This window comes from Paraburkholderia sp. BR10937, from assembly GCF_040965695.1.
GTDB lineage: Bacteria > Pseudomonadota > Gammaproteobacteria > Burkholderiales > Burkholderiaceae > Paraburkholderia.
In genome coordinates, this window is sequence record NZ_JBFRCL010000036.1 from 48,350 (window position 1) to 64,294 (window position 15,945).

General features: G+C 62.9%; 12 protein-coding genes, 1 pseudogene and 1 riboswitch. Of the genes and pseudogenes, 8 read left to right on the forward strand and 5 right to left on the reverse strand.

The annotated features are described in order from the left end of the window. Nucleotides 1–31: 31 nt before the first annotated feature. From AB4Y44_RS26815 to AB4Y44_RS26830, 4 genes and pseudogenes are all read right to left on the reverse strand, one after another. The gene (locus AB4Y44_RS26815) at nucleotides 32–739 is read right to left on the reverse strand and encodes a helix-turn-helix domain-containing protein (protein WP_368701325.1); all 708 of its coding nucleotides are present in this window, start codon (nucleotides 737–739) and stop codon (nucleotides 32–34) included. A gap of 276 nt (nucleotides 740–1,015) precedes the next feature. Beyond that, complete coding sequence (locus AB4Y44_RS26820) at nucleotides 1,016–1,663, reverse strand: response regulator transcription factor (RefSeq protein WP_342921634.1); 648 nt, start codon at nucleotides 1,661–1,663, stop codon at nucleotides 1,016–1,018. Further along, nucleotides 1,660–2,889: pseudogene (locus AB4Y44_RS26825) on the reverse strand (PAS domain S-box protein); the annotation flags it as partial. The gene AB4Y44_RS26820 and the pseudogene AB4Y44_RS26825, both read right to left, overlap by 4 nt. A 214-nt stretch (nucleotides 2,890–3,103) precedes the next feature. After that, nucleotides 3,104–4,510: an MBL fold metallo-hydrolase RNA specificity domain-containing protein gene (locus tag AB4Y44_RS26830; protein WP_368701326.1), complete on the reverse strand. Its 1,407-nt coding sequence runs from the start codon at nucleotides 4,508–4,510 to the stop codon at nucleotides 3,104–3,106. Between the two features lie 300 nt (nucleotides 4,511–4,810). Then, nucleotides 4,811–4,910, forward strand: a riboswitch (guanidine-I (ykkC/yxkD leader). A 58-nt stretch (nucleotides 4,911–4,968) separates the two neighbouring features. On the opposite strand from AB4Y44_RS26830, the gene AB4Y44_RS26835 reads away from it, so the two are divergent. The 8 genes from AB4Y44_RS26835 to AB4Y44_RS26870 all read left to right on the forward strand — a co-directional run bounded on the left by AB4Y44_RS26835 (nucleotide 4,969) and on the right by AB4Y44_RS26870 (nucleotide 15,219). After that, nucleotides 4,969–6,039, forward strand: coding sequence for a putative urea ABC transporter substrate-binding protein (locus AB4Y44_RS26835; protein WP_342921633.1), 1,071 nt, complete (start codon nucleotides 4,969–4,971; stop codon nucleotides 6,037–6,039). 33 nt (nucleotides 6,040–6,072) lie between these two features. After that, the gene (locus AB4Y44_RS26840; protein ID WP_342921632.1) at nucleotides 6,073–6,888 is read left to right on the forward strand and encodes an ABC transporter permease subunit; all 816 of its coding nucleotides are present in this window, start codon (nucleotides 6,073–6,075) and stop codon (nucleotides 6,886–6,888) included. Beyond that, nucleotides 6,885–7,673, forward strand: a complete 789-nt coding sequence (locus AB4Y44_RS26845) for an ABC transporter ATP-binding protein (RefSeq protein ID WP_342921631.1) — start codon at nucleotides 6,885–6,887, stop codon at nucleotides 7,671–7,673. The genes AB4Y44_RS26840 and AB4Y44_RS26845 overlap by 4 nt, the downstream gene beginning before the upstream one ends. Before the next feature lie 13 nt (nucleotides 7,674–7,686). After that, nucleotides 7,687–8,391, forward strand: a complete 705-nt coding sequence (locus AB4Y44_RS26850; RefSeq protein ID WP_342921785.1) for an urea amidolyase associated protein UAAP1 — start codon at nucleotides 7,687–7,689, stop codon at nucleotides 8,389–8,391. Nucleotides 8,392–8,405: 14 nt separating this feature from the next. Next, nucleotides 8,406–9,047 (forward strand): urea amidolyase associated protein UAAP2, encoded by a 642-nt coding sequence (locus AB4Y44_RS26855; RefSeq protein ID WP_342921630.1) that lies wholly within the window; start codon nucleotides 8,406–8,408, stop codon nucleotides 9,045–9,047. A 172-nt stretch (nucleotides 9,048–9,219) separates the two neighbouring features. Beyond that, entirely contained in the window at nucleotides 9,220–12,819 is a 3,600-nt protein-coding gene (uca, locus tag AB4Y44_RS26860) for an urea carboxylase (protein ID WP_368701311.1), read from the forward strand. A gap of 18 nt (nucleotides 12,820–12,837) precedes the next feature. After that, nucleotides 12,838–14,649, forward strand: coding sequence for an allophanate hydrolase (gene atzF, locus AB4Y44_RS26865; protein ID WP_368701312.1), 1,812 nt, complete (start codon nucleotides 12,838–12,840; stop codon nucleotides 14,647–14,649). A gap of 9 nt (nucleotides 14,650–14,658) precedes the next feature. After that, nucleotides 14,659–15,219, forward strand: a complete 561-nt coding sequence (locus AB4Y44_RS26870) for a hypothetical protein (RefSeq protein WP_342921627.1) — start codon at nucleotides 14,659–14,661, stop codon at nucleotides 15,217–15,219. A gap of 248 nt (nucleotides 15,220–15,467) precedes the next feature. On the opposite strand, the gene AB4Y44_RS26875 is transcribed toward AB4Y44_RS26870, so the two are convergent. Beyond that, nucleotides 15,468–15,890, reverse strand: a complete 423-nt coding sequence (locus AB4Y44_RS26875) for an ACT domain-containing protein (RefSeq protein ID WP_342921626.1) — start codon at nucleotides 15,888–15,890, stop codon at nucleotides 15,468–15,470. Nucleotides 15,891–15,945: the final 55 nt, after the last annotated feature.

Genomic DNA, 15,945 nt, shown 5'->3' on the forward strand with positions numbered 1-15,945 from the left:
GCGCGAATGCGGTGTTCGCGTACGTCTCACGTCAGATGCGCGCAAGCCCCTCGGGGTCGATGATGCGGATTTGTTTGCCGTTCGGCTCGACCAGACCTTCCCTTTGAAAGCGCGAAAACATCCGGCTCACCGTTTCGAGCTTGATGCCGAGAAAGCAGCCGATTTCTTCGCGCCTCATCTTCAGATGAAACTGCACGGCGGAGTAGCCGCGAGCCCGAAAGCGCGCCGCCAGGTCGAGCAGGAACGTGGCGAGGCGTTGTTCGGCGGTCATCGTGCCGAGCAACATCATCAGACTCGATTCGCGCACGATTTCCCCGCTCATCAGGGCGTAAAGATGGCGCTGCATACGCGGGCTCTCGCGGCAAAGCATTTCGAGTTGTCCGAACGGGATGATGCAGACCGTGCTGTCTTCGAGCGCGATGGCCTCGCAGGTGTGCGTGCCGGAACACACGCCGTCGAGTCCGAGCGGTTCACCCGGTATCTGGAAGCCGGTGACCTGTTCGGCGCCTTCACGATGCATCACGATCGTCTTGAATGAGCCGGTACGCACGGCGTAGAGGCTCTGGAACGGACTGAACGCACGGAACAGGGCTTCGCCGCGCCGGACATGGCGCGTGGTGTGGACGATGCTGTCGAGCTGCCGCAGCTCGCTCGAGGTGAGATCGTGCGGCATGCAGACTGCGCGCAGCGAACAGGTCGAGCAGCGCGTGGCCGGACTGCGGGGTTCCGCCTCGCGCATGCTCCGCTGCAAAGGCCACACGGGCGGCGGCGTGGGCGGTACGGTCCGGGAAGTGTCGCAGGCGGGTGCAGCGTACATGATCGTCTCCGGTTCAGCGCGCGGAGCGGGCGCGCGGTTTCACAGGCGCCGGCGATTCGCACTGGCATTCATGTAGTCAGTATTGGCGGCGCGATCTCGAATAAATATCGGCGGTGGTTGAAATTCGCGTACGCGGAACGGAAGGGTTGTAGGCCGATTCCTACAATCATGTGACGAACGGTCGCGGCAACTACGCGCTCAGGGTTCGTCCGGGTCGTCGAGAAGCTTGTGACGCACGGCATAACGGACCAGCGCGGCCTCATGCGGCATCTGCATCTTTTCAAGAATGCGCACTTTATAGGTGCTCACGGTTTTGGCGCTCACGCAAAGCGTCTGGGCGATCTCCGTGATGGTCTGCCCGGCCGCAATACGCCGGAAGACTTCGAACTCGCGATCCGAGAGCCGCTGGTGCGGCAGCGTTTCGGCGGGTTCGTGCAGACTTTGGGCGAAGCGCTCGGCCATCGCCATGCTGACGAAAACGCCGCCGGCGGCAATCTTCGTCACGGCATTCACCAGTTCCGCGCTGGCACTCTCCTTGGTGAGATAGCCCGAAGCGCCGGCCTTGAAGGCGCGCACGGCATATTGCTGCTCCCCATGCATGGTCAGCACGAGGATGCGCAGCGCGGGCTTCTCCTCCTTGATCTGCTTGATCAGATCCACGCCGCTTCGCCCCGGCATCGAGAGATCGAGCACCAGCACCTGGGCGTCGCGTTCGCGCACCAATGAGAGTGTCGACGGACCATCGCAGCCTTCGCCTACGACCTCGAACTCGCGCGCGCTTTCGAGAATGCGCCGCAAGCCCTCCCGCACGAGCGTGTGATCGTCGGCGAGGATCACCTTGATCATGACGGGGCCTCTTCGGACTGGAGGGCATCGACCGCGAACGTGACGGTCATGGCGAAGCCCTCGCGAGGCGCCGTGTCGATCGAAACGGTGCCGTTGAACATATGCGCGCGTTCGCGGATACCAAGTAGACCGAACGTTTTGTCCCGAGGGCCGCGGCGTTGTGAGTCAGCAGCATCGCTGCGCGCGCCGAGGCCGTCGTCTGCGATGCGCAGGACGCAGCGTTGCCCGTCTACCGTCAATGTGAGCGCGACGCGAGTGGCTTCGGCGTGTCGGGCGACGTTGGTCAGGGCTTCCTGAACGATACGGAACAGCGTTGAGGCAGCCGCGCCTGAAAATTCCGTGCCACCGGTGTCGACGTGCCGCTCGACTGCGATACCGTAGCGGCTCGTGAAATCGTTCGCAAGCCATTCGATGGCCGGCACGAGGCCGAGGTCGTCGAGCATGACGGGCCGCAGGTCGGCTGCGATGCGTCGCACGGCCGCGACGGTCGAGTCGATCAGCTTGCTCATGCCGGTCAGGCGTGAGGCGGTCTCCGGCGTGGCGTCATCGCCGAGCCCATGCGCGAGGGCGGCAAGATCGAGCTTGAGCGCAGTGAGTTGCTGGCCAAGGTCGTCGTGAAGCTCCCGTGCAATACGCGTCTTTTCGGCCTCACGCACGTTCTGCAAATTGGCCGACAGTTCGCGCAGTTCCTCGCGCGATCGCTTGAGCGCATTTTCGGCGCGCAGGCGCTCCGTGATGTCGCGGAGCATGACCGTATAGAGTTTGCCGGACGGATCGCGGACCTGGGAGATGGACGCCTCGATCGGAAATTCCTCGCCGTTGGCGCGCAGTCCGTAGAGCACGCGCTGCTGCTGGCCCATCTGCCGTTCGGTCACGCCGGTCGCGCCGAATCGGTTCACGTGCTGCGCGTGCGCCTCGCGGAATCGCTCGGGAATGAAGCGAGACAAAGGGGAGCCGATCGCCTCGGTAGCCGCCAGGCCGAATGCGAACTCGGCAGCGGGATTGAAAATGACGACCCGCTGTGCTTCGTCGACGGTAATGATCGCCTCCATCGACGAACGGATGATTGCCATCATGCGCGCATCGTTGAGCGCCGGCGCACTGCCTGCTTTCGAAGGCGTCGCATTCGGGCGGATGAGGCGAGGAACAAGGAGCGCGAATGCGGCGGCAGCCGCGGTGCCCGCGACAAGGAGGGTCGCCGCGCCTCGGGCGACGCTTGCCAGAGGGTTAGCGCCCGTGCCCATGAGGACTGTCCGGGGCGACTCGCTTGCGCGGAACCGGTGCATGAGCCATTTGCGTATGAAGTATCGACTTCGATGCAGGGAGCCCCGGCGTCAGCCGTCGCACGGGGGCCTGCCGCCATTGTAGGAGTGACACAGGAAGGTGTAGCGAAAAAATCGGGCGCGCCGGGTGGCGCCGAAACAGACGCGCCGCGACCGCTCAGGCCGGCGTTTCCGGTTCGCGCGGCGCGCACACGCGCACGGTGTCCTCCGCCAGTTCGACCGACTCGCCAAATTCGGGCACGCAGCATTCCCAGTGGAGCGTTTCGGCGATACGCCGGCGCAGCGCATCGGCAGCGGCGGGCTCGCCATGGGTGACGAACGTGCGCAGGGGCGGGCACGTCATGCCGGCAAGCCAGCGCAGCGTTTCCCGGTAATCGGCGTGCGCCGAGAGCGAGGAGATCGAGGCAACCTCGGCGCGCACGCGCACGTAGTCGCCATGCAACTTGATGGTGGGCGCGTGGGCTTCGAGCGCTGCGCCGCGCGTGCCGGGCGCCTGGTAGCCGACCAGTGCGATCGTGTTGCGCGGGTCGGGCGCATAGAGGTTCAGGTGGTGCAGCACGCGCCCGCCGGTCGCCATGCCGCTGCCTGCGATGATGATCATCGGACCGTGGCGCGAAGCGATGGCCTTCGATTCGTCGACGGTTCGCGTCATGAATGCCGCGTGATCGATGGCATGCAGTTGTGAGACCGTCAATCGATGCTCTCGCATGTGATGGCGATACAGGTCGGTCACGCTGATCGCCATCGGGCTGTCGAGATAGACGGGAACGTTGGGCATGCGTCCCGTCTCCTTGAGCCTCGCAATGTAATAAAGGACTTCCTGCGCGCGCCCCACTGCGAAGCACGGCATCACGACGACGCCGCCGCGCGCGAAGGTGCGTGCGAAGACGTCGGCGAGTTCGTCCTCGGGATTGCCGGCATCGTGGAGCCGGTCGCCATAGGTCGATTCGACCACCAGGTAATCGGCGTGTGCCGGCGGTGAGGGTGCGCGCACGATCGGGTCGTCGGGACGACCGAGGTCTCCGGAGAACGCGACGATCGTGTGCCCGCAACAGAGTACGACGCTCGCCGCGCCGAGGATATGACCGGCGGGAAGCATCCGGAAGCTCAACTGCGGCGCCAGCGCGACGGACATGTCGACTTCGCGCGGCCCGATGAGCCGCAATGCCTGTTCGGCGTCTTGCAGCGTATAGAGCGGCAAGGCCGGGTGGTGTTTCGAATAACCGTGGCGATTCGCAAACGCGGCGTCTTCCTCCTGGAGCCTTGCGCTGTCGCGCAGCATGACTTCGCACAGGCCAGCGGTGCCCGGCGTGCAGAAGACGGGTCCGCGATAACCGTTGCGCGCGAGGACCGGCAGGTAGCCGCAGTGATCGAGGTGGGCGTGCGTGAGGATCACGGCGTCGAGCGAGTCGGCGGGGAAAGGCAACGGATCCCGGTTGCGCAAGCGGAGGTTTTTGGTGCCCTGGAACAGCCCACAGTCGATCAGCACACGCTTGCCCGCCGCCTCCAGCAGGTATCGCGATCCCGTGACGGTTTGCGCTGCGCCCAGAAACGTCAACTTCATCATGGTCTCCTCGCCTCGTGCACGCCATGCGCGCCTGATGCTGATTGGACCGCACTCGGCCGCAGTTCGTTTGACCTGGATCAGAGGTTACGGCATCGCCTGCGATTCATTGCAGTGGAGGCGCCAGCCCATCGCAGTGCCCGAAACGGGTGCGCCGCGACTCTTATTAGTGCACGTTGTTACCGGCGCAGGGCGGGAAAACGCCTTCCACGCCACGAAGTCGTGCCTTGGTTCATTGGCACGCTTCTCGCTTTAAGGAGTGGGCAAGGAGCCGGCGCAGCATCCGGTTCAGACAATCTGGAAATGGACAGCTAGGGTTCCGGCCTGCTTCTCGCAGGTGCTGGTCCGAGAGCTGGCGACCTCAGGCGAGGTTACACGGCGGGATAAAAGCCCGGGAGAGAACGCGAAGTTTGCGCTGCTCCCTGCCGTTGCTAACCGTCCCCTTCGAGGTCAACCTCATGCGCAAGCTCGCTCGCTGTCTTGGCATCGCCGCCGTCTCCCTCGCCACCTTCGCTTCAAGTGCCGCGTTCGCCGCGGGCCGCAGCGACTTCAAGGTTTGCTGGACCATCTACGCCGGCTGGATGCCGTGGGGGCAGGCAAAGACCCAGGGCATCATCTCGAAGTGGGCCACGAAGTACGGCATCAAGATCGATGTCGTCCAGCTGAACGATTACGTTGAATCGATCAATCAGTACACGGCTGGCAAGTTCGACGGCTGCGCGATGACCAACATGGATGCGCTCACCATCCCGGCCTCGGGCGGCGTCGATTCGACTGCCCTGATCGTGAGCGACTACTCGAACGGCAACGACGGCGTGCTCATGAAGGGCAAGGGCAAGCAGATCGCCGACCTGAAGGGCCAACAGGTCAATCTCGTGCAGTTCTCGGTCTCCCACTACCTGCTCGCACGCGCTTTGGAAAGCGCCCATATGAGCGAGCGCGATCTCAAGGTTGTGAACACATCCGACGCCGATATCTCAGGCGCATTTGCAACCCCGACTGTTCACAACGCGGTGACATGGAACCCCATGCTCGCCGATCTGAAGGCGCAGCCGAACGTCACCGAAGTCTTCGATTCGAGCAAGATTCCCGGCGAAATCATGGACATGATGGTCGTCAACACGAAGACGCTGCAGGAGAACCCGGCGCTCGGCAAGGCACTGACCGGCGCATGGTTCGAGATGGTCGCGCTGATGCACAGCAATTCGGCGGCGAGCACCAGCGCGCTGACGTCGATGGCGAAGGCCTCCGGTACCGACCTGGCGAACTTCAAGGGGCAGCTGTCGACCACCGCGCTCTTCTACACACCTCAGGCGGCAGTCGCTTTCGTCACGAGCCCGGACATGCCGAAGATCATGACGCGCGTCGCGAAGTTCTCGTTTGACCACGGTCTGCTCGGCCAGGATGCAAAGAGTGCGGATTCCGTGGGCATGGCGTTCGACAAGAACGTGATCGTCGGCGACAAGAACAACGTCAAGCTGCGCTTCGACCCGAGCTACGTCGAGATGGCGGCCGCGGGCAAGCTCTGAGACTGATTTCGAGGCAACCACCAGGCGGTCACCATGCGACTCATCAATCGACATCCGAGCCGGATCGGCAGCATGATGCTGCTCCTGCTGCCGTTCGTCGTGCTGTTTGCCGTGTATTTCACGGGATCTGCGGCGCGGCTCAAGCTCAATCCCGATGACAAGCTGCTTCCGAGCGCGGCGCAAATGAGCGATGCCGTGAGATTGGTCGCATTCACCGAAGACAAGCGCACGGGTGAATATCTGTTGTGGGACGACACCCTGTCGAGCTTGCGACGACTGGGTATCGGTCTCGTTGTGAGCGCGGTGATTGCACTGGTGGCCGCAATCGCGACCGGCTCGTTTCCGCTCGTCAGCGCAACGCTTTCGCCATTCATCACTGTCGTCTCGATGGTGCCTCCGCTGGCGGTGCTGCCGATCCTGTTCATCGTCTTCGGGCTCGATGAGCTATCCAAAGTCGTGCTCATTGTTTTCGGCATCACACCGATGATCATTCGGGACCTGCATGCCCGTGCCCGCGATATTCCCGCCGAGCTGTGGGTGAAGGCCCAGACATTGGGGGCCACGAGCTGGACGGTGATTCTGCGTCTGGTTTTGCCGCAACTGCTGCCGCGCCTGCTGGTGGCGATGCGTCTCTCGCTCGGCGCTGCATGGCTGTTTCTTATCGCCGCTGAAGCGATCGCGTCGACGGACGGCCTGGGCTACCGCATCTTTCTCGTGCGCCGCTACCTCTCCATGGATCTGATTCTGCCGTACGTCGCCTGGATCACGCTGCTCGCGTGGCTCACCGATGAACTGCTTCGCCGCATCACGCAGTGGTCGTTCCCCTGGTACGGCGGAGGTGGGCGATGATCGAAGTTCGCAATGTCTGGAAAGAGTACGGCAGCCAGGTGGTCCTGGAACGTTTGAATCTGACGATCCAGGAGGGCGAGTTCTGTTCCATGGTCGGCGCTTCAGGCTGCGGAAAGTCGACGTTTCTGCGATTGCTGCTGGGTCAGGAGCAAGTGACGCGCGGTGAGATCCTGCTGGACGGTCAACCGCTGCCCGGCGAACCGGACGCCCATCGCGGCGTGGTGTTTCAGCGTTACTCGGTGTTCGAGCACCTTAGCGTATTGGGCAACGTGATGCTGGGACTGGAGCTTCCGAAAGCGAAGCTCACGGGCAGACTCTTCGGAGCGCAACGGCGCGCCGCGCGAGACGAGGCCGTGGCCATGCTCGAGCGGGTGGGACTCGGTGCGGCCTTGAACAAATACCCGCAGCAACTCTCCGGTGGCATGCAACAACGCCTCGCCATCGCGCAGGCCTTGATGATGAAGCCGCGCGTCCTGCTGCTCGACGAGCCGTTTGGCGCACTCGACCCCGGTATCCGCAAGGACATGCACGCGCTGCTCTCGGACCTGTGGCGCGAAGCGAAGCTGACCATTTTCATGGTTACGCATGATCTCAAAGAGGGCTTCACGTTGGGAAGCCGTGTGCTGGTTTTCGACAAGGTACGTGTAGACCCCCATGCGCCGGGCGCCTACGGAGCCCGTATCACCTACAACATTCCACTCGACCGCAGCCGCGAATCGGTGTCGGCGGTGCATCTGGCGCGTGCGGCGGTTCAAGGCGCGTCCAGCATCGAAGTGGTCTCATGAAGGGAACTCGAACATGAAGTTATTGCTTGAAGAAACCGTACCGGGCGGGGGCCATACCTCGCTCATCGTGAAGCGCGGGCAATCGCTGCGCGTGACTGACCTGCACGGTGGCGCCAATGTCAGCGTCATGATGGTCAATGCAACGGAGAAGAGCGAGCGACTGAATCTCCCGGATTCGCTGAAGTGCCAGCACACCGCAAAGCTCACGACGGGTCACTGCCTGTACTCCGATATGGGGCGTGTTCTCGCTGCCATCGTCGACGATACATGCGGGTGGCACGACAGCATCGGCGGTGTCTCGAACGCCGACGAGGTCATGGCGCGGTATGGTGCTGGCCGCTATCAAGAGCTGCGCAACGCGTTCTACCGGAATGGCACGGACAACTTGCTCGTCGAGATGGGCAAGTGGGGCCTCGAGATTTCAGACCTGCTGATGACGCTCAATCTTTTCAGCCGCGTTGATGTCACGAGCGAAGGAGAGCTGAATTTCGTGAGCGACAACGCGAAGGCCGGCGACTACGTCGAACTGTATGCGCCGATGAACACGCTTGTCGTGCTCACCGCGATTCAGCACCCGCTCGACCCGAACCCTGAATATGCGCCCAAAGCGGTGAAACTCGAATTGAGCGAGGCGCAGCCTGGCGTGGCTGAAGTGTGCCGTACCGCATGCGAGGAAAACGTACGCGGCTTTATCAACACAGAGCGATTCTTTCTTTGAGCGGAGATCACTTCATGATGAGCACGCTTGTCGTCAGCGACAAACAGCCCGAGAGCGCGGTCTACCGCGAGACGGTGGCTGCGGGTGAGCCCTGGCTTCACGAAGTGAAGGCGGGTCAGACACTACGCATCGTCGATCTGGAAGGCAACCAGGCGGTCGATACGTTGTTCTACAGTCTCGCCGATCCGCGCGAGCGCTTCGACCCACAACGCACGCTGCGTCGGCAGAAGAGGCTCTACCTGACGGCTGGCTCGGTGTTGTACTCGAATCTCGGCAACCCCATGCTGACCGTCGTTGCCGATACCTGTGGACGCCACGATACGCTCGGCGGCGCCTGCGCACAGGAGAGCAATACCGTGCGCTATGCGCTGGGAAAGCGCTATATGCACAGCTGCCGCGACAATTTCCTGCGCGCTTGCGCGCATGACGGCCGCCTCTCGAAGCACGACATCGGCGCGAACATCAACTTTTTCATGAACGTGCCCGTGACGGCGGAAGGGGGGCTCACCTTCGAAGACGGCATTTCCGCACCGGGGAAGTACGTCGAACTGCGTGCCGAGATGGACGTCATCGTGCTGATTTCCAACTGCCCCCAGTTGAACAATCCGTGCAACGCCTACAACCCGACGCCAGCGGAGCTGCTGATATGGGACTGAGGCGTATCCGTAGCTGGTACTGGTTTCTCATGCTCGTGCGCTCCGGACGTCATTTCACGCTCACGCGCGAAGCGCTGACTCAGGCAGATCGCTGACGCGAATACGGCCGTGGACGACCGCGGCTCGCCTTTCCCACGGCGGGACGGCCCGCCTCTGAATCAAGATTCCTTCCATGTTCGAGAAGATTCTTATCGCCAATCGTGGCGCTATCGCGTGCCGGATTCTGAGAACGCTGCGCGAACTCGATGTCACCGGAGTCTCCGTTTTTGCGGAGGCGGATAGAGCGAGCCGTCATGTAAGCGAGGCTCCCGTCGCGCACTGCCTGGGCGACGGGCCCGCGGCAATGACCTACCTCGACACGAAAAAAATCCTCGAGATCGCTCGCCGCGAGGGCGTGCAGGCCATTCATCCCGGGTATGGATTCCTCTCCGAGAACGCAGCCTTTGGCGAGGCTTGCGAAGCGGCAGGCATCGCGTTCATCGGGCCCGCGCCCGCGCAGTTGCGCGCCTTCGGCCTGAAGCACACGGCGCGTGAAATCGCGGAGAAGGAGGGCGTGCCGATGCTCAGGGGCACCGGCTTGCTCGGTGACCTGATGGCGGGGCAGGAAGCGGCGGAAGTCATCGGCTATCCGGTGATGTTGAAGAGCACGGCCGGCGGCGGCGGTATCGGCATGCGTGTCTGCTGGAATGCAGCCGAACTCAGTGCGCATTTCGATGCCGTGAAGCGACTCGGTGAAAACAATTTCAGCGACTCCGGCGTTTTCCTCGAAAAGTACATCGAGCGGGCGCGACATCTTGAAGTGCAGATCTTCGGAGATGGCAAGGGCGATGCCATCGCACTCGGTGTGCGCGACTGCTCAGTGCAGCGGCGCAACCAGAAAGTGCTCGAGGAAACGCCCGCGCCGTGCTTGCCGGATGGGATTTCCGAGGCACTTTGTGCGGCTGCCGTGAAGCTCGCGAAGGCGGTGGACTATCGCTCCGCCGGCACCGTCGAGTTCGTGTACGACAGTGCTGCCGAGCAGTTCTACTTCCTCGAAGTCAACACGCGCCTGCAGGTGGAGCACGGCGTAACGGAGCAGGTGTGGGGTGTCGACCTCGTGCGCTGGATGGTCGAGCTGGCAGCGGGCACGCTCGAGCCGTTGCAGGAACTCGCAGCGAACTTGACGCCGCGCGGCCATGCGATTCAGGCGCGGCTCTATGCGGAAGACCCCGGCCGGGACTTCAAGCCCAGCCCCGGCCTGCTGACCGACGTTGCGTTCCCGCAAGCCGACGGTCGCGCGCTGCGCATCGACACGTGGATCGAAGCCGGCTGCGAAGTGCCGCCGTACTTCGACCCCATGCTCGCCAAAGTGATCGCCTGGTCCCCGACTCGCGACGAGGCGCGCGGCGCGCTCAAGGACGCGCTCCAAAACACGCGCATTTACGGCGTGGAGACGAACCGCGACTACCTGCGTCAGATCCTGGACGACGAGCCGTTTGCATCGGGCGAACCATGGACGCGGTGCCTCGAAGGACTCAAGTACGAGGCCAGTACGGTCGAAGTCGTCAGCGGCGGTACGCAGACGACGGTCCAGGATTTCCCGGGCCGTCTGGGATACTGGTCAGTCGGCATTCCGCCTTCTGGGCCGATGGATGACCGCGCCATGCGGCTGGGCAACCGCCTGCTTGGCAACGCCCCGGATGCCGCCGCACTCGAAATCACGATGAGCGGCCCGACGCTGCGTTTCAATACCGACGCGGTCGTTGCCATCACGGGGGCCGAAATCCCCGTACTGCTCGACGACGTCAGGCAACCGTTGAATACGAGCCTCTTTGTCCCGGCAGGCTCGACGTTGTCGCTCGGCACCATTCGGGGCGCCGGCGCACGCGCTTATCTGTGCGTACGCGGAGGCCTGGACGTCGGCGCGTATCTCGGCAGCCGTAGCACCTTCACGCTCGGCCAGTTCGGCGGGCATGGCGGCCGCGCAATACGCGCAGGCGACGTGCTTCACGTCTATGCGCTCGGGAATCCGCAGGCTGGCAAGACGCTGCTTGCCGTGCCGAAGCTCGAAGACGTGCGGCACATCCGCGTAATCTATGGTCCGCATGGCGCGCCCGAGTACTTCAGCTCCCGCTACATCGAACGCTTCCTCGACACCGACTGGGAAGTTCACTTCAATTCGAGCCGTACCGGTGTGCGCCTGATCGGGCCGAAGCCGGAGTGGGCACGCGAAGACGGCGGCGAGGCGGGGTTGCACCCGTCGAACATTCACGACAATCCCTATGCGGTCGGTGCCATCGATTTCACTGGCGACATGCCGGTGATTCTCGGCCCCGATGGGCCGAGTCTCGGCGGTTTCGTCTGTCCGGTGACCATCATCGAGGCCGACCTCTGGCACATCGGGCAGCTGAAGGCGGGCGACAAGATCCGCTTTGTGCCGGTGGAAGTGGAAGCAGCGCGTGAAGCCGCACACCAGCGCGCCCGCGAACTGGAAAGTCTCGAGATCGAGTCGAACGCGCCGGCCCGCAGACGGTCGTCCCTGACGTCCCCCATCGTGCTCGACATGGGTTCGGGCGGCGAGCGGCTCGTTGTGCGCGTGTCCGGCGACACGCATCTGCTGCTCGAGATTGGACCGGCTGAACTGGACCTCGTCTCGCGCTTTCGTGGGCACGCGCTCATGCAGTCGCTCGAGGCCATGGCGCTTCCCGGCGTGATCGATCTGACACCGGGTATCCGCTCTCTCCAGATTCACTATCGACCGGAGCAACTGGCGCTCGCGCATCTGCTGGGCGTTGTACGTCAGGCGTGGGAGCGGGTCTTGCTGAAAAAGGATCTGCGGGTGCCGTCGCGAGTCGTGCACATTCCGCTCTCCTGGGATGACCCGGCGTGCCAGCTCGCGATCGAAAAATACATGACCACGGTGCGCAAAGACGCGCCGTGGTGCCCGAGCAACCTCGAGTTCATTCGCCGGATCAACGACCTCGAATCCATCGATGCCGTAAAGGAGATCGTCTTCGACGCGAGCTATCTCGTGATGGGCCTCGGTGATGTCTACCTGGGTGCCCCCGTTGCGACACCGCTCGACCCACGTCATCGCCTCGTGACGACCAAATACAACCCGGCCCGTACGTGGACCGCGGAGAACTCGGTCGGCATCGGCGGCGCGTATTTGTGCGTGTACGGCATGGAAGGGCCCGGCGGCTATCAATTCGTCGGGCGCACGCTGCAGATGTGGAATCGCTATCGCAAGGTCGCGGACTTCGCCGGTCAGCACTATTTGCTGCGCTTCTTCGACCAGATTCGCTTCTACGAAGTGTCGGCCGACGAACTGCTTCGCATCCGCGCCGATTTTCCGCTTGGGCGTTATCCGTTGAAGATCGAAGAGTCGGAACTCTCGCTGCCGGATTATCAAGCGTTTCTCGACAGCGAAGCGGACAGCATCGGCAAATTCCGTTCGCGACAGCAGGCGGCCTTCCAGGCCGAACGGGAGCGTTGGCGCGAAGCGGGCACCCCGGAAGAGGCAATCGAGGCACCGGACGCGGAGGACGCCCAACTGGCTCCCCTGGAGGACGGCCAGGTCGCCGTGGACTGTGAAATCGCCGGCAGCCTCTGGCAGGTAAAGGTGAAGACCGGTGACGTCGTTGCCGCCGGCGACGTACTGCTGATTATCGAGTCGATGAAGATGGAGATCTCGGTGTTTGCCTCGTGTGCGGGGACAGTCGGCGAAATTTACGTGGCCCCTGGCTCGCCCGTGCGGGCAGGGCAGCGAGTCGCAGTCATTGAACGCCACTAACTACAAGGACAGAGCATCATGCCGACATTCGATCTGCGACTTTCCACGCTCCGTAGCGCGTATCGTGACGGGCGCCTCACGCCGCGCAAGCTCGTGGCTGAACTGCTTGGAAAAGCGCTCGCGCTGAATCCGGAGTTCAATCTCTTCATTCATATTCTGTCCGAACGCGAACTCGCGCCGTACCTCGACTGGGTCGAGGCGCAGGACTTCGAGCGTCTGCCGTTGTACGGTGTGCCGTTCGCGATCAAGGACAACATCGACCTTGCAGGAGTCCAAACGACCGCTGCATGCCCCGACTTTGCGTACACGCCGGGGGAGTCCGCGACGCTCGTCAGCCAGCTGATTTCGCTTGGCGCGATCCCGATCGGGAAGACCAATCTCGACCAGTTCGCTACAGGTCTGAACGGCACGCGTTCGCCATACGGCAAATGCCGCAACAGCGTGCACCCTGACTACCCGTCGGGTGGTTCCAGCGCGGGCTCATCGCTTGCCGTTGCGTTGGGCGTGGCGAGTTTCGCGCTCGGTACCGACACGGCGGGGTCGGGCCGCGTGCCTGCCGGCCTGAACAATCTCATCGGACTCAAGCCGACCAAAGGCATCCTGTCGACGGCAGGTGTCGTCCCGGCCTGCCGCACACTCGATTGCGTGACGTTCTTCACGGCCACGGCCGGCGAGGCCAGTGAGCTTCTCTCATTGACCGCGCAAACCGATGCCCGCGATGCATACAGCCGCAAGAACCCGCAGTGGAACTCGGCAAGGGCGTTCGGCAAGCCCTCGTCGTTCCGGTTCGGCGTGCCGGCGCGCCTTGAATTCGCGGGATGCGCCGAGAGTCCGGAACTGTTCGCAAGGGCGCGGGCACGCCTCGAAGCAGCAGGTGGCGAGGCAGTGGAGATTGATTTCGAGCCCTTTGTCGAGGCCGCGAATCTCCTTTATCAGGGTCCGTGGGTTGCGGAGCGCTACAGCGTGGTTGGCGAGTTGATGTCAGCGACGCCGGACGCCGTGCTTTCCGTCATTCGGGACGTGCTCGCCAAGGCGCCGGGTGCGACGGCGGTCGAACTGTTTCGCGCGCAGTATCGCCTGCAGGCGTTGAAGGCAGCCTGCGATGCGGTAGTCGATTCATTGGACTTCGTGCTGACGCCGACGTATCCGCGCCCTGTGACGCTCGCTGAACTGGAAGAGGACCCGATTGGGCCGAACTCATTGCTCGGCTACTACACGAACTTCATGAATCTGCTGGATTACGCGGCCGTCGCTACGCCGACCGGGTTCATGAAGAACGGACTCCCGTGGGGCGTGACGGTCTTCGGGCGCGCGTTCACCGACCAGTATCTGCTGGGTGTCGCCGATGTGTTGCAAACGGCGAGCGGCATCGAATGTGTTGGCGGAAGCCGCCCGGAGCCTGGCGCACGACGAGTCGCGGCCAACGACCGGATTCGCATCGCAGTGTGCGGTGCTCACATGCAGGGGCTGCCGCTGAACAAGGACCTGGTTTCGCGAGGCGCGCAACGCATGCAGGTAACGCAGACGGCAGCCCATTATCGGCTGGCCGCGCTGCCCGCTTCTGCCGACGGCACCAGGCGCCCCGGATTGTGGCGAGTTACCGCGAGCGGCTCCAGGATTGCGGTCGAAGTCTGGGAAATGCCAAGCGTCGAGTTGGGCTCGTTCATGGCAACCGTGCCGTCTCCGCTGGTGCTGGGGCAAGTCGAATTGTCGGACGGCTCGTGGGTGACCGGCTTCCTGTGCGAACCCTATGGCGTGCTGTCGGGAACCGATATCTCCGAATTCGGCGGATGGCGAGCGTGGCTCGCCAGCGAGCGCCGGCCCGACTGACCCTGCGAGATGGACCGCAATACCTGGGACGACCAAATCACCATGTTCGAATTGAGCTGTCTTTGCGCTTTACCGCTGGCTACGTTTGCGATTGCTGTCCGAATGATAGTGCTCATCCACGAAGGCAATGACCACGCTATGGTTTTCCTCGAAATGAAGCTGGCATTGCACGTCGCTCTGATCCTGCTTTTGGCGATGACTTTCGACGTTGGGATTGAACCGGCATTTGTGTGGCTGCGCCACAGGTTGCCGCATACCGGTACGCTCGAAAACCGGACGATTGCAGCGATGCTCACCGGCATGGGATGCGTTGTCATCGTCATTGCCGTGCCATGGTGCATGGTTGCCTTCGGACGGTTGCGACGCGATTTATCGACGGCTCGCAGGGTTACCGACGACTTGATTGTTCGACTTCGGGCTGGATATCTGGACATTCAGTGCCCAACCATGGGTTTGCCTGAGTCAGGCAATTCCTCACTATCCTCAGTCGCCCTGGACGGGGCCGCCAATCAACGCGGTTCGCCGAGGCAAGCGTCGGCAACATCGACGATCGGCTCGCTGTCCGCGTGAGCTTGAGGAAACCAGTCAACGCACTTGATTTGCACGTAGGTCCACCACGTTCCCGGTGGATCGTGGCCCAGCCACATCACGGTGGCCGCGACCTTGGTTCGCAACCCCCAGTGCCGCCAGTCAGCACCGACAGTTCGAACAGCAATACCGCGCCAACCGCCGCGCAGGTGGTAGTAGTGCAGAGCGAGAGCACCCAAAGTACCCGCCCTCTGGACGTCGGTGTTTTCATCGCGCTCGACACGGGCGCTTCAGGCCCTTTGCAGAATGTCGATTGCCTTTTCGGCGTCGTCCAATGAGTCGAGCGCGAGATAAGCAATGAACTGCGTTCCAAGTACCGCGGCAGAAACGCCGCGGAAGCTGATGCCCCCGTCCGCCAGCATCTGGGTCAATTGGGCGATGATTCCCAGTTGGTCAAGACCCATTACACGGACGGAATGAAGGCTCGGGGTGACGCTAAACCCCGCCTGTCTGGCAGCACCGATCGCGCTGTCGCCCTCGATCGGAGCGACGAATACGACCCCCTTGCCCGATGCCTCCGGCGTGCGACGCGCCACGATAAACTGCAAGTCGACACCCGCATCTCGCAAGGCGCCTAATACCTTTGCGAGGCCGCCCGGTTTGTCGTCGATGGTCGCTGCCCAAACCTCGACTCGTTCCACACTCAGTTCCATGGCAGTCTCTCCCGCCTCGGACGTGATTAGAAAAATCTACTTCACGAACGGCACG